General features: G+C 62.8%; 22 protein-coding genes. 8 read left to right on the forward strand and 14 right to left on the reverse strand.

What is annotated here, in order from left to right:
• Window positions 1-90: 90 nt before the first annotated feature.
• Window positions 91-933 (forward strand): aldo/keto reductase, encoded by an 843-nt coding sequence (locus tag ACIROW_RS16910; RefSeq protein WP_402277579.1) that lies wholly within the window; start codon window positions 91-93, stop codon window positions 931-933.
• Between the two features lie 89 nt (window positions 934-1,022).
• The gene (locus ACIROW_RS16915; RefSeq protein ID WP_402277581.1) at window positions 1,023-1,754 is read left to right on the forward strand and encodes a 2OG-Fe(II) oxygenase; all 732 of its coding nucleotides are present in this window, start codon (window positions 1,023-1,025) and stop codon (window positions 1,752-1,754) included.
• 52 nt (window positions 1,755-1,806) lie between these two features.
• Here ACIROW_RS16915 and ACIROW_RS16920 read toward each other — a convergent pair whose 3' ends face one another.
• The 8 genes from ACIROW_RS16920 to ACIROW_RS16955 form a co-directional block, all read right to left on the reverse strand.
• Complete coding sequence (locus ACIROW_RS16920) at window positions 1,807-2,409, reverse strand: hypothetical protein (protein ID WP_402277583.1); 603 nt, start codon at window positions 2,407-2,409, stop codon at window positions 1,807-1,809.
• Window positions 2,410-2,551: 142 nt separating this feature from the next.
• On the reverse strand, window positions 2,552-4,672 hold the full coding sequence (locus ACIROW_RS16925) for a molybdopterin cofactor-binding domain-containing protein (protein WP_402277584.1): 2,121 nt from the start codon (window positions 4,670-4,672) through the stop codon (window positions 2,552-2,554).
• Between the two features lie 10 nt (window positions 4,673-4,682).
• Window positions 4,683-5,147: a (2Fe-2S)-binding protein gene (locus tag ACIROW_RS16930; protein WP_053200521.1), complete on the reverse strand. Its 465-nt coding sequence runs from the start codon at window positions 5,145-5,147 to the stop codon at window positions 4,683-4,685.
• 273 nt (window positions 5,148-5,420) lie between these two features.
• On the reverse strand, window positions 5,421-6,434 hold the full coding sequence (locus ACIROW_RS16935) for a S1C family serine protease (protein WP_402277586.1): 1,014 nt from the start codon (window positions 6,432-6,434) through the stop codon (window positions 5,421-5,423).
• Window positions 6,435-6,477: 43 nt separating this feature from the next.
• On the reverse strand, window positions 6,478-7,956 hold the full coding sequence (locus ACIROW_RS16940) for a PDZ domain-containing protein (RefSeq protein ID WP_402277588.1): 1,479 nt from the start codon (window positions 7,954-7,956) through the stop codon (window positions 6,478-6,480).
• A gap of 356 nt (window positions 7,957-8,312) precedes the next feature.
• Window positions 8,313-9,614 carry an LLM class flavin-dependent oxidoreductase gene (locus ACIROW_RS16945; protein WP_402277590.1) on the reverse strand — a complete coding sequence of 434 codons (1,302 nt, stop codon included), beginning with the start codon at window positions 9,612-9,614 and terminating at the stop codon, window positions 8,313-8,315.
• A gap of 33 nt (window positions 9,615-9,647) precedes the next feature.
• A complete protein-coding gene (locus ACIROW_RS16950; RefSeq protein WP_402277592.1) occupies window positions 9,648-10,439 on the reverse strand; it encodes a MetQ/NlpA family ABC transporter substrate-binding protein in 792 nt (263 codons plus the stop codon).
• Window positions 10,440-10,690: 251 nt separating this feature from the next.
• Window positions 10,691-11,509, reverse strand: coding sequence for an IclR family transcriptional regulator C-terminal domain-containing protein (locus tag ACIROW_RS16955; protein WP_402277594.1), 819 nt, complete (start codon window positions 11,507-11,509; stop codon window positions 10,691-10,693).
• Between the two features lie 203 nt (window positions 11,510-11,712).
• Here ACIROW_RS16955 and pcaH point away from each other — a divergent pair, with 203 nt between their 5' ends.
• The 4 genes from pcaH to pcaD are packed head-to-tail and all read left to right on the forward strand — an operon-like array spanning window position 11,713 to window position 15,627.
• A complete protein-coding gene (gene pcaH / locus ACIROW_RS16960; protein ID WP_402277596.1) occupies window positions 11,713-12,405 on the forward strand; it encodes a protocatechuate 3,4-dioxygenase subunit beta in 693 nt (230 codons plus the stop codon).
• Between the two features lie 16 nt (window positions 12,406-12,421).
• Window positions 12,422-12,940 carry a protocatechuate 3,4-dioxygenase gene (locus tag ACIROW_RS16965; RefSeq protein WP_402277598.1) on the forward strand — a complete coding sequence of 173 codons (519 nt, stop codon included), beginning with the start codon at window positions 12,422-12,424 and terminating at the stop codon, window positions 12,938-12,940.
• An 18-nt stretch (window positions 12,941-12,958) separates the two neighbouring features.
• Window positions 12,959-14,338, forward strand: a complete 1,380-nt coding sequence (locus tag ACIROW_RS16970) for a lyase family protein (RefSeq protein WP_402277600.1) — start codon at window positions 12,959-12,961, stop codon at window positions 14,336-14,338.
• A gap of 20 nt (window positions 14,339-14,358) precedes the next feature.
• The gene (gene pcaD, locus ACIROW_RS16975; RefSeq protein WP_402277602.1) at window positions 14,359-15,627 is read left to right on the forward strand and encodes a 3-oxoadipate enol-lactonase; all 1,269 of its coding nucleotides are present in this window, start codon (window positions 14,359-14,361) and stop codon (window positions 15,625-15,627) included.
• A gap of 79 nt (window positions 15,628-15,706) precedes the next feature.
• Here the strand turns inward: pcaD and ACIROW_RS16980 are convergent, their stop codons facing one another.
• Window positions 15,707-16,147, reverse strand: coding sequence for a type II 3-dehydroquinate dehydratase (locus tag ACIROW_RS16980; RefSeq protein ID WP_402277604.1), 441 nt, complete (start codon window positions 16,145-16,147; stop codon window positions 15,707-15,709).
• Between the two features lie 26 nt (window positions 16,148-16,173).
• On the reverse strand, window positions 16,174-17,559 hold the full coding sequence (locus tag ACIROW_RS16985; protein ID WP_402277605.1) for an MFS transporter: 1,386 nt from the start codon (window positions 17,557-17,559) through the stop codon (window positions 16,174-16,176).
• Window positions 17,560-17,820: 261 nt separating this feature from the next.
• Between ACIROW_RS16985 and ACIROW_RS16990 the strand changes: the two genes are divergently transcribed.
• The gene (locus ACIROW_RS16990) at window positions 17,821-18,606 is read left to right on the forward strand and encodes an IclR family transcriptional regulator (RefSeq protein WP_402277607.1); all 786 of its coding nucleotides are present in this window, start codon (window positions 17,821-17,823) and stop codon (window positions 18,604-18,606) included.
• 27 nt (window positions 18,607-18,633) lie between these two features.
• Here ACIROW_RS16990 and pcaF read toward each other — a convergent pair whose 3' ends face one another.
• The 3 genes from pcaF to ACIROW_RS17005 are packed head-to-tail and all read right to left on the reverse strand — an operon-like array spanning window position 18,634 to window position 21,204.
• A complete protein-coding gene (gene pcaF / locus ACIROW_RS16995) occupies window positions 18,634-19,836 on the reverse strand; it encodes a 3-oxoadipyl-CoA thiolase (protein WP_402277609.1) in 1,203 nt (400 codons plus the stop codon).
• Between the two features lie 25 nt (window positions 19,837-19,861).
• Entirely contained in the window at window positions 19,862-20,503 is a 642-nt protein-coding gene (locus ACIROW_RS17000; protein ID WP_402277611.1) for a CoA transferase subunit B, read from the reverse strand.
• Window positions 20,500-21,204, reverse strand: a complete 705-nt coding sequence (locus ACIROW_RS17005) for a 3-oxoacid CoA-transferase subunit A (protein WP_402277613.1) — start codon at window positions 21,202-21,204, stop codon at window positions 20,500-20,502. The genes ACIROW_RS17000 and ACIROW_RS17005 overlap by 4 nt, the downstream gene beginning before the upstream one ends.
• 178 nt (window positions 21,205-21,382) lie before the next feature.
• Here ACIROW_RS17005 and ACIROW_RS17010 point away from each other — a divergent pair, with 178 nt between their 5' ends.
• On the forward strand, window positions 21,383-22,243 hold the full coding sequence (locus ACIROW_RS17010) for an IclR family transcriptional regulator C-terminal domain-containing protein (RefSeq protein ID WP_402277615.1): 861 nt from the start codon (window positions 21,383-21,385) through the stop codon (window positions 22,241-22,243).
• 60 nt (window positions 22,244-22,303) lie between these two features.
• Here ACIROW_RS17010 and ACIROW_RS17015 read toward each other — a convergent pair whose 3' ends face one another.
• Entirely contained in the window at window positions 22,304-22,978 is a 675-nt protein-coding gene (locus tag ACIROW_RS17015) for a hypothetical protein (protein WP_402277617.1), read from the reverse strand.
• Window positions 22,979-22,998: the final 20 nt, after the last annotated feature.

Genomic DNA, 22,998 nt, shown 5'->3' on the forward strand with positions numbered 1-22,998 from the left:
TGTCCGACGATGCAAGATCTTAACCGCTGCTGCAAGACCCCGCCGGCTGCGCTACATTGGAGCCTTCGCCACTCGCACCACGGAGCCGCCATGAAACCCATCCCGACCATCACCCTCAAGAACGGCGACCGCGTTCCCGCGCTCGGCCAGGGCACCTGGAACATGGGCGAGTCGGCCGCGCGCGCCGCCGATGAAGTGCGGGCGCTGCAACACGGCATCGACCTCGGCATGACGCTGATCGACACCGCCGAAATGTATGGCGACGGCGGTGCCGAGAAGGTGGTCGGCAAGGCCATCGCCGGCCGCCGCGACGCCGTCTACCTGGTCAGCAAGGTGCTGCCCTTCAACGCCTCGCGCACAGGTACGGTCAAGGCTTGCGAAGCCAGCCTCAAACGCCTGCAGGTCGAGCGCATCGACCTCTACCTGCTGCACTGGCGCGGCACGCATCCGTTTGCCGCCACCATCGACGCCATGGAAACGCTGATCGACCAGGGCAAGATCGGCGCCTGGGGCGTCAGCAACCTCGACCTCGACGACATGCAGGAGCTGCTCGAGCAGGACAACGGCCATCATGTGCAGGTCAACCAGGTCTTGTACAACCTGTCGCGGCGCGGTGTCGAGTTCGACCTGCTGCCCTTCGGCGCCGAGCAGAACATCGTCCTCATGGCCTATTCGCCGATCGAACAGGGCCGCATCCTCAAGGAACCTGCGCTCGCAGCCGTCGCCAAACGCCATGGCGCCACGCCGGCGCAGGTGGCGCTGGCCTGGACCCTGCGCCGCCCCGGCGTGATCTCGATTCCCAAGGCGTCGACGGTGCAGCACGTGCAGGACAATCGCGCCTGCCTGGACCTGATCCTCGATGCGACCGATCTTGCCGAACTCGACCGTGCCTTCGCGCCGCCGAAGAAACGCCGCCCCCTGGAAATGCTGTAGCCGAATTCGAAAGCAAGCGCCGGAGTGCCGGCGCCGCCTCGCCCTCTTACACTGAGTCCATAACGATTTGCAGACGAGAGGATGAAACAATGCATACCGCGGCCGACCACAGCAACTCCATCGTCCGGCGCGCCGATGCGCTGGATTGGCAGGACATCGCCACCGAACTCAATGAACATGGCTGCGCCCTGCTGCCTGGCCTGCTGCAGGCGGACGAGTGCGAAGCGCTGATCGCCGGCTATGCGCGCGATGAACTCTATCGCAGCCGCGTGGTGATGGCGCGCCATGGTTTCGGGCGCGGCGAATACAAGTACTACAGTTACCCGCTGCCCGATACCATCGGCGCATTGCGCGCCGCCTTCTATGCCCGCCTGGCGCCCCAGGCCAACCGCTGGAACGAAGCGATGGGCATCGACGTGCGTTATCCCGCCGCGCACGAGAACTTCATCGCGCGCTGCCACGCCGCCGGACAGCTGCGGCCGACGCCGCTGATCCTCAAGTATGAAACCGGCGACTACAACTGCCTGCACCAGGATTTGTACGGCGAACACGTGTTCCCTATCCAAATGGCGATCCTGCTGTCGGCGCCGGGGCGCGATTTCAGCGGCGGCGAATTCGTCATCACCGAACAGCGCCCGCGCATGCAGTCGCGCGCCGAGGTGGTGCCGCTGCGTCAGGGCGACGCGCTGCTGTTCGCTGTCAACGAGCGGCCGGTATCAGGCACGCGCGGTTACTACCGCGTCAAGATGCGCCACGGCGTGAGCCGCCTGCGCTCAGGAAATCGCTACACGATGGGTGTGATTTTTCATGATGCGGTTTGAATGCGTCTTCAGGACAAACAGCGGGACGCCTGCCGGAAAATCGGTCTCCGTTTCATCGCGTCTTGGTGCGCATGTAAATGATGATCTTTCCCCCGCCTTGACCGCAAGTTTTCAACTGCGTTGCCCATTCGACTGGAAACGGTTCCAGTTTTGCTCTGAGGGCCGGAAAATTTTTGTCGATATATGTCTTCGCATCCTCGAACTCGTCGAGATAGCTCACATCCAGCGTTTCCTTTTTATAGAGATAATAGATGCTGCCAAGGTAGATAACTTTACCTTTGGGGACGGTAAAAGTGATGGTCCGGTTCTCCCCACATGCTTTGTAGTCCAACCCCAACAGGGACTCGCTGCTTTTGACAATTCTCACGTTCGACAGACCCAGAACCTCGCCTGCCGCCGCTTTTCCCACGATATATCCATTGTTGGCGGCTGCATAGATAGCAGCTGGTCTTAATGGATTCTGATAAAACCGGCCATCTTCCACGCTGCCGGGAAATATCGAGATACGATAATTTTCCGGAGCGACCCCCATTACAAAGACCGATTCTTTTTCCGTCGGAGCACCGACGTTAGCGTCAAGCTGTCCGAGCGATGCGCAACTTGCCAGAAAGAAGATCATCGGAAACAGTACAGCAGCCAATTTTACTTTTTTCATTGTTTCTTTTTATTTTTGGAATTGTATTCAGACTTCGCGCCTGAACGGATTTTCATGACCGGCAATAATTTTACTTCATACAAGCGCGCTAAAAACAACGGCGCACCTGCCGAAGCAGGTGCGCCGTCACATCGATCCTGGGTCAAGCCGATTTGATATTGTCAGGCGACAGCGGGAGCTTGCGCACGCGTTTTCCGGTGGCTGCAAACAACGCGTTCGCCACCGCCGGTCCAACCAGCGCCGTGGCCGGTTCGCCGATGCCGCCCGGCTTCTCGGTGCTCTTGACCAGCGTGACGTCGATGCGCGGCATCTGCGACATGCGGATCACCGGATAGTCGTGGAAGTTGGTCTGCTGCACACGGCCCTTGTCGAGCGTGATTTCCGAACCCAGCACCGACGACAGGCCAAAGGCGATGCTCGATTCGATCTGCGCTTCCACCGTGTCGGGGTTGACCATGCGGCCGAGGTCGGCGGCCACCCACATCTTGTGCACGGTGATCTCGTTGTCCTTCACCGAAATCTCCGCCACCTGCGCCATGTAGGTGTCATAGCCTTCCATCAGGGCGATGCCGCGGCTGCGTCCTTTCGCCAGCGGCTTGCCCCAGCCGGCCTTGCTCGCGGCGATCTTCAGCACGTTGGCGAAGCGCGGCTGCTTGTCCAGCAGCGCCAGCCGGTATTGATAGGGATCCTTGCCGGCGGCTGCGGCCAGCTCGTCGATGAAGCTTTCGTTGGCGAAGGCGTTGAGCGCGTGGCTGACCGAGCGCCAGTAGCCGACGCGCAGGCCGCTGTCGTGTTCGATCAGTTCCTGCGTCATGTTGGGGATGTCGTAGCCGACCACCGCCGCTTCCGCCATGAACGGATCGAGCGTGCCCTTGGGCAGGCCGAAGGCGCGCTGCGTCACTGACTGCGAGGTCAGCTGGAAGGTCAACGCCACCGGCTTGCCGGCGGCGTCGAGTCCGGCCGCCATGCGATGGAAAGCCATCGGGCGATAGAAGTCATGGGTGGTGTCGTCCTCGCGGCTCCACAGCAGCTTGACCGGCTTGCCGACCGCCTTGGAAATCTGCGCCGCCTGCACCGCGAAGTCGTATTCCAGACGCCGGCCGAAACCGCCGCCGAGGAAGGTGGTCTGCACCGTGACGTCTTCCGGCTTGAGACCGACCGCCGCCGCGACGTTGCCCTGCGTACCTTGCTGGAATTGCGCCGGGCCGATCACCAGGCATTTTCCGTCCTTGTAGTCAGCGGTGAAATTCTGCGGTTCCATCGTTGCATGCGCCAGCAGCGGCGACCAATATTCGGCCTGCATGGTCTTGGCGGCGCTCTTCATGGCGGCGTCGGCGTCGCCGGTTTTCTTGATCGGCGTCGGCGCATCCTTGGCGTTGCGGATGCCGTCCATCATCGAAGCATTGTCGATGGCGGCGCCCGCGCCTTCGTCCCAGGTGACGGTCAGGGCTTCGCGCGCCTTCTTGGCGCGCCAGTAGCTGTCGGCCACCACCGCCACGCCGTCGCGGATCTGCACTACGTCGATCACGCCCGGCATGGCCTTGGCTTTGCTCGCGTCAAAACTGACGACCTTGCCGCCGATCACCGGGCACTGCTCCAGCGAGGCGTAGACCATGCCCGGAAGCTTGACGTCGATGCCGAACACGGCGGTGCCGTTGACCTTGCGCGGCGTATCGAGGCGCTTGGTCGGCTTGCCGATGATCTTGAAATCTTTCGGATCCTTCAGCACCACGTCCTTGGGCACAGGCAGCTTGGATGCGGCGTCGGCCAGTTCGCCGTAGGTCGCCTTGCGCCCGCCCGGGCCGGTGACCTTGCCGTCAGCGGCCTTGAGCGTGGCGGCGTCGACGTTCCATTTCTGCGCCGCCGCCGTGACCAGCATGGTGCGCACCTGGGCGCCGGCCACGCGCAGCTTTTCCCAGCCGTCGCGCACCGAGGTCGAGCCGCCGGTGAGCTGGCCGCCGAGCAAGGCGTTGGTGTAGACCTCGCCGACCGGGGCGATCTCGACCTTGATCTTGCGGATGTCGACGCCGAGTTCTTCGGCGATCAGCATCGGCATCGAGGTGTAGACGCCCTGGCCCATTTCGGAGCGCGCGGAAATCAGCGTGATGGTGTTGTCGTCGGCAATGTGGACCCAGGCGTTGGGCGTGTGCAGCGTGCCGGCCGCCTGCGCTACGCTGACCGCGCCCGGCAGGCTGACGCCGAGCGTGAGGCCGCCGCCGACCAGCGCCGTTACCTTGAGGAAATCGCGTCGTGTGGTTGTCATGGCGATCTCCTCAGGCCTTGCGCATTTCAGCCGCGGCGCTCTTGATGGCGGCGCGGATGCGGTTATAGGTGCCGCAGCGGCAGATGTTGCCGCTCATGGCGTTTTCGATGTCGGCGTCGCTGGGATTCTTGTTGGTGCGCAGCAGCGCTGCGGCGCTCATGAGCTGGCCCGACTGGCAATAGCCGCACTGCGGCACGTCGTGCGCGATCCAGGCTTTTTGCAGCGGGTGGGAATTGTCTTTGGACAGGGATTCGATTGTGGCGACCTTCTTGCCGGCCGCTGCCGAGACCGGGGTCTGGCAAGAACGGATGGGCGCGCCGTCGAGCTGCACGGTACAGGCGCCGCAGAGCGCCATGCCGCAGCCGAACTTGGTGCCGGTCAGGCCGATTTCATCGCGGATCACCCACAACAGCGGGGTATCCGGTTCCGCTTTGACTGTGACTTGCTTACCGTTGAGGTTGAAGCTGGTTGTCATCTTTTAACTCCTCCGACGTCCTGTTGGGTAGAACATCGGGGAAGACGTCACTCCATCCGGATGTCCGTGCCTGGCGCAACCGGGAATGCCGGGGAGAATGGAGCGGAGACAATGTCGGAGCAGGCCCGCCGGATAGCGCGGCGGACGATTCCGTCTCGATTGCGTTTGCAGATCATAGGCTTATCCGCAGAAACTTGCAGGAGGAATTTTTCGCTATTCCCGCTTGTATACTGCGCTGGCAGCGGGATTGCGGCCGGCGCCATGATCGACAGCTCAGCGCGGCGCCACCTCCAGCGTCAGCTCATGCATCTTGCGCGCACGCCAGACGCGCAGCGGCACATTGAAGCCGATACGCATGGCATCGAGGGTGGTCTGCGCTTCTGCACGTGAGCGCACTTCCTGGCCGCCGATTTCGACGATCACATCTTGCGCGCGCAAGCCTGCCTTCGCTGCAGTGCCGCTCCTGGCGACCTCGCCGACCAGCGCACCTTGCGCGGGATTGAGTGCGAGTTTTTTCGCGGTTGCGTCGTCAAGGTCGCTCAATTGCAGGCCGATCGTTTTGCCTGCACCGGCAGCCGGGGCTGATGCGCCTGCTGGTGCGCTGACAGCGGCAGCCTTTGCAACAGTGCGGCGCGGCGGCGGTTTGGAGGCCGGCGTCCACTGCACCGAGACACGGCTGGAACTGAGGTTGCCGAACATCTGGCCCCACAGTTTTTCACGGGCGGCGTCGGCCTTGGCGCGCGAGTCTTCGCCCTGGCACAGCGCGCTCGCCGGCTTGGGCGCGTAACGGCCTTTCAGATAGGCGTCGAATTCCTTTTGCTCATGCTGCCCCTGATCGGCATACCAGTCCACATAGGCGAACACGGTCGAAAAGTAAATGGCGCCGACGCCGCCCGGCTCCGCGTACCAGCAAAAACCGTACATCGGCACTTCACCTGAAGCGGGCACCCTGGCAGGGATGCCGGCGACGCAACCCTGTTCGGCGCGCACCTGATTGATGGCGTCGACGTGCCAGCCGAAGGTCTTCCGGGTGAAGGCTTCCGTGGCGGGATCGTTTTGCGATTTGGTGAAGGTCTGCGCCATGCTCGCCAGGTAGGCGCAGTCATGGCCGCGATAAGCGGAGGTGCCGATGCCCATGCTTTCGGGCGTGGCATTGTTTTCGACGGTGCTTTGCATCGCCGACTGCATCATCGGCGAGACCACCGAATGTACGGCCATGCAGCCCGACAGCGCGATCGCGACGCAGGCGGTGGTGGACCAGGCGAGCGCCCTCGGGAAGGTATTCATGAGATGTCCCTCAAATAGATGATCGGCAGCGGCTCAGTGCATCTCAGCGCGGTATCCAATAAACCGCCAGCGTGTCCTTGCCGGTCGTCGCCAGCGTCTGCTTGGTCGCGGCCGTCGCTTCATTGCGTGCATTGATGATGGCCTCGCGCGACTTGCGGCACACCGCATAACCGGGTGCGTTGCCGAACTCGGCGCCAATGCCGCGCTCGGTCAGATAGGCACGGAACTGCGCGCCGATGACCGGATTGATGTCCTCCGCAGCGTCGACTGCCGACACCACGAATTCATAACTGACGGCGCCGGTTTTGGCGGCGGCATTGGCATTGATCCAGGCGAAGCAATAGCCCGGTGCGGCGCTCGGCAACAACAGTTGCGAGACTTGCGGATCGAGCGTGACCTGCGCATATTCCAGTTTGCGGTTGCGCCAGATGCCCAGCTTGATGGTGGAGGCCGCGGGCAGGCGTCCCAACAGTTGGGAGAGTTGCTCCTTGTTTTCGATTTGCCGGCCATTGAGCGAGACGACGACATCCAGCGTTCTGAGACCGGCCCGGTCCGCTGCGGCTCCCGGCAGCGCGCCGCCGATCAGGACGCCCTGCGGTCGCGGCAGGCCGAGCGCAGCTGCAATGGCAGGCGGCATGTTTTCCAGCACGCCGACAGCGCTCATGCCGTACTGCATGCCCATCCATCCATGCCCGGCCAGCAACGGCGTACTCATGGACGGCGCGGTATCGGGATCGGTGATCGCGATTGATGTAACTGGTGCGGCAGATGCAACTGATGCAGAAGCAGGCGATGCAGCGTGCTCGTCCTTGCTCACCACCACGGTGACGTTGCGCGTCTTGCCGGCGCGTGCAATGCGCAGCGGTGCTTTGTAACCGGGGCGCATGCGGCTGACGATCTGGTCGAACTCGGCCGGCGTCGACACCGGCTGGCCGTTGACTTCGACAATCACGTCGAGCGGCTTGATGCCGGCCTTGTCGGCGGCGCTGCCCTTCTTTGTCTCGATCACGAGCGCGCCCTTCTGATCGGCCATGCCCTGCGATTTAGCGATGGCCGGCGAGACGTTGTCGACGCTGATGTTCAGCGTGCCCTGATTGGTGTTGGCCGCCGCAGTGGAAGCGGCTGCCGCGGCGGGGCCGGTCGATGTGGATGCCGGATTCTTCGCCACCGTCGGCGGCTTGGCGGCAGGGCAGGATTTTTCGCCCTGGATCTGCCTGACGACGGAGAGGTTCATTTCGGCGACGGCGATGTCGACGCGATCCGCCTTGGCCTGGCCCTTGCGCAGGTCTTCCTGGTAGATCGGGATCATGCCTTCCAGCACTGAACAGTCGGCGGTGCGCAAGGACGTCAGCGTGATGTTGCGCATTTCGGGGGAAGTCATCTCTGCAACCATGTCGTAGGACGATGCCCGCGCCGACAGAATCATGTTGACCGGATCCAGCGCGCCACAGCCTGCCAGCAAGGACGCCGCCACCACACAAGCCGCGCAAGTCTTCCCCTTCAACACATTGATCATGTCCATCCCCGTCGTTATTTGATTTTGAATAAAAATAACAGCAGGATGAGGCGCATCCGGGATCAGGAAGACGGGAGAATTTTGCCCATGGAAATATTGGCTTGCAGCACATTTCCAATTCTGCGTTTCCATCAAGAAACGAAAGATTTCCCCCATGCATCAAAGCGCCGCGCACTGTGCTTGGTCTTGCGCTTTGCACGCACCCTCTGCTGTTATTTTTTGCTTGCCGGCGATCTTAACATCGGAAAAATCCAGTGCCTATCACTGCTTCAACGCGATGCAATTCGTGGCGGACTTGCCACGCCTCGCAAAAAAATGCCGCCCGAAGGCGGCATCATCGATTGTCGGCGTCGCGCTCGCCGTCAGGCAATTCCCAGATGCCCGCGCAGCGTCGATTGTGCATACTCGGTGCGGAACACGCCCTTGCTTTGCAGCCGCGGCACCACGGCTTCGGTGAACTCATTCAGCCCGCCGGGGAAATGCGTGGGCAGGACGTTAAAGCCGTCACAGGCATTCGTCTGCAACCAGTTCGCCATTTCGTCGGCGATGAAATCCGGCGTGCCAACCATCGAATGGTGCGTGCGCGTTGCCGCCACCCGCGCGGCCAGTTGTCCGAGGTTCAGCTTGTCGTCGTTGGCGATCTTCATGATGTTCTGGAAGCGCCCTTTCTGTCCCTTGATCTTGTCGATGTCGAAGATGTCCGGCAACGGCGCGTCCGGGTCGAACGCGGAGAGATCGGTCTCCAGCCATTGCGACAAATACCTGATCGCGGCGACGGACAACACCTGGCTCTCGAGGAAGGCCTTCTTCTCTTTGGCTTCGGCAAACGTGTCGCCGATCACCGGGATGAAGCCGGGAAGTATCTTGATGTGATCGGAATTGCGTCCGAACTTCGCGGCCGTCTGCTTGATGTCGGCGTAGAAAGCCTGGCCCGCTGCGCGATTGACCACCGAGGCAAAGATCACGTCGGCGGTGCGCGCCGCGAATTCACGGCCCACGCCCGATGCGCCGGCCTGCACCAGCACCGGTTCACCGTAGGCGGATGACGGCACGTTGAGCGCGCCTTCCACCGAGAAATGCTTGCCGCGATGATGAATCGCCCGCACCTTGGCGTCGTCGGCGAACTGCCCCGAGGCGCGGTCGAGCACCAGTGCGTCCGGCTCCCAGCTGCGCCACAGCTTTTTGACGACGTCGACGAATTCATCCGCCCGTTCGTAGCGCGCCTCATGCGATAGGGCTTTTTCGAGATTGAAATTGCGCGCCTCGGACTCGCGCATGGAGGTAACGATATTCCAGGCGGCGCGACCACGGCTGAGCAGGTTCAGCGTCGCGAACTTGCGCGCGACGTGATACGGATCGGTGTAGGTGGTGGAGACGGTGGCGGTCAGGCCGATGTGCGTGGTGTGGGCCATGATGGCCGACAGCAGCACGATCGGCTCGAGCTGGAAGGTGGTGGTGTACGCCGTGTTGTTCTCCGGCAGCAGCGTCAGCGCGTCCGCCAGGAACACCATGTCGAATTTGGCCGCCTCGGCCGCTTTCGCCAGATTGATGCTGTAGTCGAGCGTGAAGAGATTGTCGCTGTCGGCGTCGGGATGGCGCCAGCCGGCGAAGTCATGCCCGGCCTTGTCGAGGAACAGGCTCAAGATCAGATTCTTTTGTGTCATGTCATTGCAGCCGTAGGGCCGTGATTGCCAAAGTTACCAGAGCACCTTGAAGGCGGGATATTTTTTCTGGATGTAATCCTTGACGGCCGGGCTGCGGAAGATGGCGACGAACTTCTGCACCTTGGGATCATCCTTGTTGTTCTCGCGCGCCACCACGACCTGGTGGAACAGCGGATCGCGCAGGTCTTCCGTGACGAAGGCGGTCGATGGATCGATGCCGGCCGGCAGATAAACGTAAGGCGAGATCGCCGACAGGTAGACGTCATCCAGCGCGCGCGCCAGTTGCGGTCCTTCGAGCTCGACGATCTTTACTTTCTTCGGATTGGAGACGATGTCGAAACGTGTGGCTTCGATGCCGACGCCGTCCTTCAATTTAATGACGCCGGCTTTTTCCAGCAGCAGCAAACCGCGCGCGCCGTTGAGCGGATCGCTGGCGATCGCAACCGAGGCGCCGACCGGCAGGTCGTCGATCTTCTTGAGCTTGCGCGAGAACAGGCCGGACTGGATGCTCCAGATCGACGCCACCGGCACCAGCTTCAGTTTGCGTTGCTTGAGCTGAGTGTTGAGGAAGGCGGTGTTCTGATAAAAGTTGACGTCCAGGTTGCCGTCGTTGAGCGCGATGTTGGGCGAAATCCAGTCGCTGATTTCAACGATCTGCACGTCCAGCCCTTGCGCCGCCGCTTGCTGCTTGACGAACTGGACGACGTCGATGGTCACGCCGGGGTTGAGGCCGATGCGGATGGTGTCATTGGCGTGCGCCGACACGGCGGCGGAGAACATGGCGACGGCCAGCGCCAGGCGCTGCAGTTTCTTGGAAAAAATCATGGCGGTTTTCTATGAGCTGAGTGCGCGCCCGCCGGGCGTCTTGCCCGAATCCGGATGCGTAGGTTTGAAATTGAATCCGGGCCTAGTGTAGGTCCCGGCGCCGGCTGCACCAACGTAGAAAACCGCGCTAGGTTATGCGGTTTTCATTGCAGTTGGAGAGCGGCAACAGCGAGATTGAACGAGCTCGCTTTTTGCGGACGTCGATGGCCATCGCGAAGGAGACGATGACTGCGGCGAAGGGGTAAATCAGGCTACAGCAAGGCACCTGCTTCGACTTGTATTTTCAGCAGCGCAGGCAGGCAGCGTTCAACCATGTCTTCCAGTTTCATGCGGGCGGCGTGCACGCTGATGTTCATCGCTGCGACCACATCGCCGCGGAAATTGCGCAGCGGCACGGCCATGGTGCGCAGGCCCAGTTCCAGCTCCTGATCGACCAGCGCATAGCCCTGCTCGCGCGTGCGGACGATCTCCTGTCCGAGCAGCACTTTGTCGGTAATCGTGTGCGAGGTGATCTGCTCGACGTCCAGCTTGTCCAGCATCTGCGCCATGCGCTGATGCGGAAGATTGGCCAGCAGGATGCGGCCGTTGGCGGTGCAATACGCCGGCACGCGCGTACCCGGTTGCAGCGTGGTCGACACCAGTTGGCCGGCGCTGACCGCCGCAACACACACCAGTTGATCGTGATCGAGCACGCCGCAGGACGCCGCCTCGCCCAGCGAATACGCCAACCGATACAGCAACGGTTGGACGATGCGGGGCAGGCGCGCCGAATGGAGGTAGGACTGGCCGAGGCGCAACACGGTCGGCGTCAGCGAAAAGGTCTTGTTGTCGTGCCGCATGTAGCCGAGGTGGGTCAGCGTGATCAGGTAGCGGCGCGCGGCGGCGCGTGTCAGCCCGGTGCGTTGCGCGACTTCAGCAATGGTGAGGCGCGTGCGTTCCTGGTCGAAGGCCTCGATCACTTGCAGGCCTTTCTCCAGACCGGCGACGATATCGCGCTTGAGCGGTTGCCCGAGGCCGGCATCCTCTTCTGCCCTTGTCTGGCGTTGCAGTTCTGGTGTGATGGGAACCATGATTTCCTCGGCGAATGGCAAATGCGGAAAAGACCCTATTTGTGCGATTCTCGCACAAATAGGGCGAATGGCGAATGTTGTGCGCTGCTCCGCGCTTGTGGGCGCAAGGGCGTTTTCCCTATGATTTGCCCACCGCCCGCGGAACGTGCAGGAGACATCCCCATGCCGTTGCGGGCCAGCCGACAGCCCATTGAGGAGAGCCCATGCAATTCGACGCCATCGAACCCGGTGTCTATCCGGAACTGATCCATCCCGCCTACAAATCCACCCTCAAACGCGGCCCGACGCTGGCGCCGTTGCGGGTGCGCGACGAGCAGGCCACGACCACCAATCTGTTCGCCTCGCCGAAACTGATCCTGCCGCACGACATGGACCTGACCGCCCAGGGCAAGGGCGAACCGTTGGGGGAAAAGATCGTAGTCACCGGCCGCGTGCTCGATGAGGACGGCAAGCCGGTGCGCAATTCGCTGCTGGAAGTCTGGCAATGCAACGCCGCCGGCCGCTACTGGCACAAGAAGGATCAGCACGACGCCCCGCTCGATCCCAACTTCACCGGCCTCGGCAAGATGCTGACCGACGACGACGGCCGCTATCGCTTCGTCACCATCAAGCCGGGCCCTTATCCCTGGGGCAACCATCACAAGGCCTGGCGTCCGGCGCACATCCATTTCTCGATGTTCGGCAACGTGTATGCGCAACGCCTGGTGACGCAGATGTACTTCCCCAGCGATCCGCTGTTCGAGTACGACCCGATCTTCCAGAGTATTCCGGATGCGGCGGCGCGCCAGCGCCTGATCTCGCGCTTCAGCCTGGAGCAGACCGTCGACGACAAGATGCTCGGCTATGAATTCGACATCGTGCTGCGCGGCCGCGACGCCACGCCGATGGGCCTTTGAACAATTGGACAACATCATGACAAGCAAGATCACCACATCGCAGACCATCGGTCCTTTTCCGCATGAAGCCTGGCGCTGGGCCGTCGACCTGACGGCCGGCGTGGACAGCAGCGCATCGACCATCCGCATCACGGGCGCCGTCTTCGACGGCGACGGCGTCGCCATCAATGACGCCTGGATCGAAGCCTGGATGCCGGCCAGCGCATCGCAGGAAGCCGCGCACGCCATCCCCGGCTATCGCCGCGTACCGAGCGGCGAACAAGGCGGCTTCACGCTGCAGGTGTCGCAGCCGCCGGCGGCTGCGTCCGGAAAGCCGGCGGCGTACATCACCGTGTTTGCGCGCGGCCTGACCAAGCATCAGTTCACTGCCGTGTTCCTCGAAGACGACGCCGGGCTGGCGCAGTCGGCGCTGCTGGCTCAGGTGCCCGCGCAACGCCGCGATACCCTGATTGCGAAGAAGCAGGCGGACGGCTCCTATCTGTGGAACATCCATATGCAGGGCGCGCAGGAAACCGTATTCTTCGACTACACATAAGAAGCTGAGGAATTCCCCATGAGCGTTTCCCTGTTCGACAGTTTTCTGACCACGCCGCAGATGATCGCGGTCTTCGACGATGCCGCCATCGTCCAGGCGATGCTCGACTTCGAGGCGGCGCTGGCGAACGCCGAAGCCGCCGAGGACGTCATCCCCGCAGCCGCAGCACGTGCGATTGGCGATGCCTGCGATGTACATCGCTACGACATCGCGGCCATCGTCACAGCCGGTCGGCGCGCCGGCGCGCTGGCGATTCCGCTGATCAAGGAGCTGACCCGGACCGTGGCGCTCGACAACCAGGAAGCGGCCGCGCACGTGCATTGGGGCAGCACCAGCCAGGACGTGCTCGACACTGCAATGGTGCTGGCCACGCGCAAGGCCTTGCAACTGATTGACGTGGAGCTCGACCAGTTGACCGCACACTTGCTGAAGCTGGCCGGGCAACATCTGTCCACGCCGGTGCTGGCGCGCACGCTGATGCAGCCGGCGCAGGTCACCAGCTTCGGCTTCAAGCTGGTCGGCTGGGCCGCGCCGCTGGTGCGCGCACGCGAACAACTGCGCGCACAATCCGCGCGCGCCCTGCAACTGCAACTGGGCGGCGCGGTCGGCACGCTGGCCGTGCTCGGCGACAAAGGCCCCGCAGTGGCGCAACGCATGGCCGACGCCTTGCAGCTGAAAAAGGCGGACGCCGCCTGGCACACCCAGCGCGATGAATGGGTCCGGCTCGGCATGGAAGTCGCAGTGCTCACCGGCAGCCTCGGCAAGCTGGCGACCGACCTCAGCCTGATGGCGCAAGGTGAAATCGCCGAGCTGGCCGAACCCGCCGGCAACGGCCGCGGCGGCTCCTCGGCCATGCCGCACAAACGCAATCCGGTGTCATCCATGATCGCGCTGGCCGCGGCCAACCGTGCGCCTCATCACGCGGCCGCCTTGCTGTCCGCCATGGCGCAGCAGCATGAACGCGGTCTTGGCAACTGGCAGGCGGAACTGGCCGAATGGCCGGCGCTGTTCCTCGGCGCGCACGGCGCTCTCAACGCACTGAATGACGCCTTCGCCGGACTGGTTGTCGACACCAACCGCATGCGCCGCAATATCGATGCGCTGCAAGGGCTGGTATTTGCCGAAGCGGCATCGATCTTTCTGGCGGGCGCCATCGGCCGTCCCGCTGCGCACGCCTTGCTGGAAAAACTTACGCAGCGGACCGTGGCGACGCAAGGCCAGCTGGCCGATGTGCTGACTGCGGCGATCAACGACGACGCTCAACTCGGCAAGCAGATCGACATCCGCCGGGTGCAAGATCTGTTCGATCCGGTTCAGGCGCTGAGTGCAGCGCGCACACTGGCGGAGCATCAATTGAAGAGCTTGCTGCAGCGCCGCCCGTCATCCCCTTTTTCTTGACAAAAACGACTGAGACCACCATGAGCTTCGATCCTCTCGACCACGATTTCGAGCGCGGCATGCGCAATCGCCGCAGCGTCCTCGGCGATGCCTGGGTAGACCGTTCGGTGGCGGGCGCCACCAACTTCAACGCCGAGTTTCAGAACCTGATCACGCGCTTCGCCTGGAATGAAATCTGGGGCCGTCCCGGTCTCGACCACAAGACCCGCCGCATCATCGTGCTGGCCATCACGATTGCGCTGGGCCGCTGGGAAGAATTCGAACTGCACGTGCGCGCCGGCTTGCTGGGCGACGCCGCCACGCGCCTGACGCCCGATGAAATGAAGGAAGTGCTGATCCAGTCCGCCATCTACGCCGGCGTCCCGGCGGGCAACACCGCGTTCAGTCACGCCCAGCAAATCCTGCGTGAGGTGGGCGAGCAGATCGGCTACGAGGTCGAACCGCAGCGTCCGGCCGACACCTGCCATCCGGGCATCGGCAAACAGGGCCGCACGCTCTCTTCACCCGCGCTGCACTACACCGTGCGCGAGCCGCGCAACGGTCGGGCACCACGCCATACGGTGGTGCTGTCGCATGCCATCGGCGCCGACCTGATGATGTGGGACGGCCTGGCCAATCAACTGGCAAGCGATTGCCGCGTGATCGCCTACGATCATCGCGGCCACGGCAGTTCGGACAAGGGTGAAGGTGAGGACTTGTATTCGATGGCCGACCTGGCCGACGACGCCGCGCGCCTGCTGCGCGAACTCGATACCGGACCGGTAGTCTGGGTGGGCCTGTCCATGGGCGGCATGGCGGGACAGGAACTGGCGCTGCGCCATCCGGGACTGGTGCGCGCGCTGGTGCTCGCCAACACCACGTCGACCTATCCGGAGGCCGCACGCGAAGCCTGGCGGCAACGTATCGTCACGGTGCGCGAGCAAGGCATCGAGGCGATCGCCGACGCCGTCATGGGGCGTTATTTCCATGACGACTTCCGGGCCGACCAGGGCGCCACCGTTGCCCGCTTCCGCGAGCGCCTGACCAGCACCGACGCGCAAGGCTATGTCGGCTGCTGCAACGCCGTCGGCACGGTCGACACCACTGCACGGCTGGGCAAGATCACCGTACCGACGCTGGTGATCGCCGGCGCGCTCGACCAGGGAACGCCGGTAGCGATGGGACAGGCGCTGGCCGACGCCATTGCCGGCGCGCAGCTGCAGGTGATCGAAGGCGCTTCGCACATCAGCGCCGTTGAGCAGCCCGAAGCCTTTGCCGCGCTGGTCGGCGACTTCCTCGCGCAACTGTAAAAGACCTTCTCTGCGCTTCAAGAAAAAACGGGCTGTCCGAATCCATCCGGACAGCCCGTTTTCCCTCCCCCGAGTAACTTCAATTTTCCATCAACGCCGCGATCGCCCGTACCGCGATCGGATAACCTGCGGCGCCAAGGCCGCAGATCACTGCCCTGGCCGCGAGCGACACCAGCGAATGCCGATGCGCTTCGTCGCGCTGATGGATGTTGCTGATGTGCAGTTCGACCACCGGTTGCGACATCAGCTTCACGGCATCCAGCACCGGAATCGAGGCGAACGAAAATCCCGCCGGATTGATGATCACGCCGGCGTCGCGCTCGAAGGCTTCCTGCAGCCAGTCGACCATGACGCCTTCGTGATTGGTCTGGCGGAAGTCGCACTCCAGCCCCAGCTCTTTGGCCTCGGCCAGCGTGCGCAGGCGAATTTCCTCCAGCGTGGTGGTGCCGTAGATTTCCGGCTCGCGCTTGCCGAGCATGTTCAGGTTGGCGCCGTTGAGGACGTAGATAAGCTTGGACATAGATGAAGTCAGTATTGAATCGGTTTTCAGGTGGCCCGGCGCGTCTGCACACCGGCAACGGTGCCGTCGTGCGTAGCCGCGTCATGCGATGTATCGACGCGGTTCATGTCGATGCCGCGCGTCTCCGGTCCCCACATGATCATGAGCAATGACAGCAGGTTCAGCACCACGCACACGCCAACCACCGCCCAAGGCGAGCCGTTGAACTTGCTCAGCAGCCAGACCGCCACGATCGGCATCGGGCCGCCGGTCAGCAGGTTGGCGCCGGTGTAGGCCAGCGCGGATCCCGAGTAGCGCACATTGGTCGGGAACGCCTCGGCAAACGCCACCGGCTGGATGCCGCTCTGGAATTGCGTGAAGCCGAGGAACAAGCCCATGATCGCCAGCATCGGGAAGAAGCTCCTGGTCTCCAGGATCGGGAAGTACACGAACAGGATCAGCAGTGTGGCAATCGAACCGACCGCCAACGCCTTCTTGCGGCCGATCCTGTCGCTCAGCATGCCGCCGGCCAGTGCGCCGACGATGGCGCAGACGTTGGCGCCCATCAGCAGCAGGAAGGCGGTTTGCTTTGGCACTTCCAGCGTCTTGGTGACATAGCTCAGCGAGAACACCACGATCAGGTAGAACAGCGCTGCCGGGCCGCAGAAGAAGAACATCCAGCGCAGCACCGTCTTGTAGTGGAAACGCACGGCGTCTTTCAGCGGGCTGCTGACGCGCGCGGCGGCGGTCTTCTTGAGTTCCACAAAGGCGGGCGTCTCATCGACTTTCAGGCGGATGTAGAGACCGACCACCACCAGCACGAAACTGAGGACGAAGGGAATACGCCAGCCGTAGCTTTCAAAGGCGTCATTGGTCAACAACGATGAAATCAGCAGCAGCACTCCGTTGGCCATGATCTGGCTGAGCGGTGAGCACAAACCCAGCAGACCCGAATACTTGCCGCGGCGATCCGGGGAGGCATGTTCCAGCGCCATCAGTTGTGCGCCGGTCGATTCTCCGCCGAGTGCGAAGCCTTGGATGATGCGCAGCAGCACCAGCAGGATCGGGGCCCACACGCCGATCATGGCGTAGGTCGGCAACAGGCCCATCAGCACCGACGCCAGACCCATGATCGTGACGGTGCCGAGCATCAGGTTGCGGCGTCCGATCTTGTCGCCCAGATGGCCGCAGATGATGGCGCCGAGAGGACGCGCCGCCAGGCCGACGCCGAAGGTGCCGAGCGAGGCCAGCAAGGCGTTGGTCGGATCCATCGAGGGGAAGAACAGCTTGGGAAGCACGGTCGCGGAGACCGCGCCGTACAGTGTGAAGTCGAACCATTCCAGCGCCGTGCCGACGGTCGCCGCGGTGACGGCGCGCGTTCCCATGCGTTCGTGCGCGGCCTGTTGAGAGTCTTGATAACTGCTCGTGCTCATCCTTGTCTCCTGTTGGAAATTAATTTATCTGATTGTTCGATAATCGAACATATTTTTATTAATAGAACTGCCGAAAAATAAATTTCAATTCGCTGCGAGAACTTCAAATCCAGTCTGAAAGCCTTATGTAACCTGAATTTATTCGACACATTTACAGATTTACTTCGGTGTTCTGAGCGGATAATATCAGCGCTTCTGGAACATAATTCCACACTGGAATTTGATTCCGCATCATGAAAATTACAATGGAGACGGACCGCAATGAATGGCGTATTGGAGCGCACGCTGGGGATACTGGAGTACCTGGCGGCACAGGCGGAAGCGACGCCGCTGACCCTGCTGGCCGATGAACTCGAGATCCCGCGCAGCGCCTGTCATCGCCTGCTGACCGACCTGGTGCGCTGCGGCTATGTGCGTCAGATTCGCGAGCATGGCGACTACGTGCTGACGACCAAACTGGTTGGCCTCGGACTCAGTTATCTGGCGACGTCGGGCATCGTCGACGTGGCCCAGGCGACGCTGGACCGGCTGGCGGAAATATCGGGGGAACTGGTGCGGCTGGCCATCGTCGACGGCGACCGGCTGACGTGGGTGGCGAAGTCGCAAGGCGCCAGGAAGGGCTTGCGCTACGATCCGGACATGGGGATGGACACGGTGCTGTCGTGCTCCGCCACCGGCCACGCGTGGATGCTGACGATGTCAGATGAGCGTGCGCTGGAACTGGTGTCGAGGCAAGGCTTCGGCAAGCCCAAGGACTACGGTCCCAACGCGCCGACGACGATCCAGGCTTTGCTGGAATTCATCCAGGCAAGCCGTCGTCGCGGCTATGCGCTCATCAGTGAAGTATTTGCGCCGGGCATGACGGCGATGGCGGCGCCGATACAGCGCACCGGCTATGCGGCCATCGGCGTAATCAGTATCGCGGGCCCGCTGCAACGGCTCGACATGCGCCGCATGGAGAGCCTCGGCCCCGATCTGCTCGCCGCTGCGCGCGAGCTGGCGGGCAATAGTCCGTCCTCGCCGATTTTCAATCAGTCGCGCGAGTAAGACCGTCGGCCGAGTACGCCTCTTCGATTAAACCCGCTCGATGACCATCGCAATGCCCTGTCCCACGCCGATGCACATGGTGCACAAGGCGTAACGGCCGCCAATGCGTTCCAATTGGTAAGTCGCGGTGGTCACCAGGCGTGCGCCGCTCATGCCGAGCGGATGGCCCAAAGCGATGGCGCCGCCGTTGGGATTCACGCGCGCATCGTCATCGGCCACGCCGAGTTCGCGCAGCACCGCCAATCCCTGCGAAGCGAAGGCTTCGTTCAGTTCGATCACATCCATCTGTGCGATATCCAGACCCAGCCGCGCCAACAGCTTCTTGCTGGCGGGCGCCGGACCGATGCCCATGATGCGCGGCGCGACCCCCGCAGTGGCCATGCCGAGGATGCGCGCCCGCGGCTTCAGGCCGAATTTTTCCACCGCGTCGGCGCCGGCCAGCAGCAAGGCGCAGGCGCCGTCGTTGACGCCGGAGGCGTTGCCGGCGGTGACGCTGCCGTCAGCCCTGACGATGGGCTTGAGTCTGGCCAGCGCATCCATGCTGGTGGCGCGCGGATGCTCGTCCTGCGTCACGGTAATCGCCTCGCCCTTCTTTTGCGGAATGATCACCGGCACGATCTCTTGCGCCAGGATGCCGTTCTGCTGCGCCGCGGCCGCCTTGGCCTGGCTGTGCACCGCGAACTTGTCCTGGTCGGCGCGGCTGATCCGGAAATCGTCGGCGACGTTTTCGCCGGTCTCGGGCATGGCGTCGACGCCGTACTGCGCCTTCATCAGCGGATTGATGAAACGCCAGCCGATGGTGGTGTCATGGATTGCCGCGTTGCGCGAGAAAGCGCTGTCGGCCTTGCCCATCACGAACGGTGCACGCGTCATCGATTCCACGCCGCCGGCGATCATCAGTTGCGCCTCGCCGGACTTGATGGCGCGGGCAGCGATGCCGATCGCATCCATACCCGATCCGCACAGGCGATTGATGGTCGCGCCCGGCACGTCCTGCGGCAGGCCGGCCAACAGCAGCGACATGCGCGCGACGTTGCGGTTATCCTCGCCGGCCTGGTTGGCGCAGCCGTAGATCACGTCGTCGACGGTGCTCCAATCCACCTGAGGATTGCGCTCCATCAGCGCGCGCATCGGAACGGCGCCGAGGTCATCGGCGCGCACGTCCTTGAGCGCGCCGCCGAAACGGCCGATGGGAGTGCGAACAGCGTCGCAGATAAATACGTCTGTCATGTTTTCCTCACTGCAGTCATGTAGCTCAGGCGGCCGCGCGCAGCGTTGCGCCGGTCAGTTTTTGCAATTCTTCGAAGGACAATCCCTCGACGATTTCCAGCACCTGCAGGCCCTGCGGCGTCACGTCGATCACGGCCAAGTCGGTGTAGATGCGATTGACGCAGCCGATGCCGGTGAGCGGATAGGCACATTGATCGACGATCTTGCTTTCGCCGTTCTTGGTCTGATGCTCCATCATCACGAACACCTGCTTGGCGCCGCTGGCCAGGTCCATGGCGCCGCCCACGGCGGGGATCGCATCCGGCGCGCCGGTGTGCCAGTTGGCCAGGTCGCCGCCGGCCGATACCTGGAAGGCGCCCAGCACGCAGATGTCGAGATGGCCGCCGCGCATCATGGCGAAGGAATCGGCGTGGTGGAAATAGGCGCCGCCGGTCAGCAGCGTGACCGGCTGCTTGCCGGCGTTGATCAGGTCTTCGTCTTCTTCGCCTGGTGCCGGCGCCGGGCCCATGCCGAGCAGGCCGTTTTCGCTTTGCAGGAAGATCTCCTTGTCGGCCGGCAGGTAGTTGGCGACCTTGGTAGGCAGGCCGATGCCGAGGTTGACGTAGGCGCCTTCGGGAATGTCGCGGGCCACGCGTGCGGCCATTTGTTCACGGGTATAGCGGCTCATTGTGCGGCCTCCTGCAGATTGCTCGGGATACTGGTTTGCACGCCGGTCTGCACCACGCGTTGGACGAAGATGCCCGGCGTGACGATGACTTCCGGATCGAGCTCTCCCAGCGCCACGACTTCGCTGACTTGCGCGATCGTGCATTTGGCGGCCATGGCCATGATGGGGCCGAAGTTGCGCGCGGTCTTGCGATAGACCAGGTTGCCCCAGCGGTCGCCGCGCAACGCCTTGATCAATGCGAAGTCGGCGTGGATGGGCGACTCCAGCACGTAGTGGCGGCCATCGATGAGACGCGTTTCCTTGCCTTCGGCCAGCATGGTGCCGTATCCGGTCGGGCTGAAAAAGCCGCCGATGCCGGCGCCGGCGGCGCGGATGCGTTCTGCGAGATTGCCTTGCGGCGTCAGTTCCAGCTCGATCTTGCCGGCGCGGTAGAGCGCGTCGAACACTTGGGAATCAGTCTGGCGCGGGAAGGAGCAGATGATCTTCTTCACCCGTCCGGCCTTGAGCAGCGCCGCCAGTCCGGTTTCGCCGTTGCCGGCGTTGTTGTTGACGATGGTGAGTTCGCGCGCGCCCTGGGCAATCAGCGCGTCGATCAGCGCGGACGGCATGCCGGCGTTGCCGAAGCCGCCGATCATGATGGTGGCGCCGTCGTGGATGCCTTCCACCGCCTGTTCCAAAGACTCAAAAGTTTTATCGATCACGATGCGTCTCTCTGAAGTGTACCAATCTGGAATGTTCGATAATCGAACAAATAGTCATATTTCGCACATCCAGTGTAGAGAAATGGCGGTTTCATCGTCAATAAGCAGGAAGCGGTTGTGTTCGTTCACCGCACAAATGTTTAGAATACGAATCTACTTCCCTCCTCCCCCCGAGACCATGCCCAGGAACGCCAACAAGAAAGCACCGCCGAAATCCACTGACGACGCCGATACGGCCCCGGCCGCCGAGCGCAGCCTGAGCATCGCCGAAGAAATCGACGCCCTCACCGATCCCAGCTTCATGACCTCGCTGGCGCGCGGCCTGGCCGTCATCCGCGCCTTCGCCGATTCGCGCCGCAGCCTGACGATTGCCCAGATCAGCCAGAAGACCGGCATCCCGCGCGCCGCCGTGCGCCGCTGCCTGCATACGCTGCGCCAGCTCGGTTATGCGGATGCCGACGTGAATAACTTTTCGTTGGGTCCGAAGATCCTGACGCTGGGCTATTCCTACCTTTCGTCGACGCCATTGACGGTCTCTTCCCAGCCTTACCTGAACAACATCAGCCGCACGCTGGGCGAGTCCTGCTCACTGGCCGTGCTGGATGACACCGAGGTGTTGTATGTGGCCCGCTCGGCCGCGTCACGCGTCATGTCGGTCGCGCTCAACACCGGCAGCCGGCTGCCGGCGTATTGCACGTCGCTGGGTCGCGCGATGCTGGCGCATCTGCCGGAAGACCAGCTCAAGACTTACTTCAGCAAGGTGAAGCTGCGCGCCATGACCGACAAGACGGTGGTGTCGCAGAAACGCCTGCGCGAAATCCTGGCCGGCGTGTGCGAAGACGGCTATGCCCTGATCGATGAAGAGCTGGAGGTCGGTTTGCGTTCGATCGCCGTGCCCGTACGCGGCGCCGGCGGCAACGTGGTGGCGGCGCTCAATGTGGGCGTGCAGGCGACCCGCGTCAGTCGCAGACAGATGGAAGAGCAGTTCCTGCCGGTGCTGAAAAAAGGCGCGGAAGAACTGTCGATTTTGTTGCCTTGATGCAGAAGGGCCGCATCATGGATGCGGCCCTTTTCTTCTCAACCGCCATCAGCAGACAGATCAGCCGGCCGGTCGATCCGCGTACGCAAACACCAGATCGTAGGTTTCAAATTGCGTGGCCGGAATCGCCAGGTCCGCAACCGCAGCATCGAGGGAGCGCTCCAGCGCGTCGTCATCCAGGGCTTCCAACAAGAAGACGCCCTTGAATATTCCCTCGCCGCCGCGCCGCATCGACTTTTCCTTGGTGGCGATCTGCGTGCCGTCGGCCGCCACTTCCATCGCATACAGGTTCACCACGCGATCGATGTCCGAGATGCGCTTCCACGTGGCGGTCGAGTCGTCGCCAAGCAAGGCGTCCGGCAAGCCGTCTTCAAAGCGCGCCACCGCCAGGCGCGCGCCAAACGCACAGGCGTGGCCACTCTGTTTGACGATCGTACCGCCGCCGCGCCTGAACTTCTGCAGGTTCGGCATCACTCGCTGGGTCCACGGCGTCGGCTGGTTCAGGCGCGCCTGATAGGCGTCGCTGCTCATGACCTGCGCGTTGTCCTGCTCGTACAGGATCATGTACTCCGAAGGCGCGCTGCCGCGGCGGCGAAACACCCGGCCGGATCGGAAGCCCGCCACCGCGACGCGTTCGAACACATGCTCACGCGTCAGCCAGTGCAGGTAGTCGGTCTCGAAGTCCGCATTCACGGTGCTCCAGATGGCCAACAGGCCGGTTCCCTTGATTGTCATGCTGATTCCTTGTTGCTTGC

It is taken from the genome of Herbaspirillum sp. NPDC101397, from assembly GCF_044767325.1.
Lineage (GTDB): Bacteria > Pseudomonadota > Gammaproteobacteria > Burkholderiales > Burkholderiaceae_D > Herbaspirillum.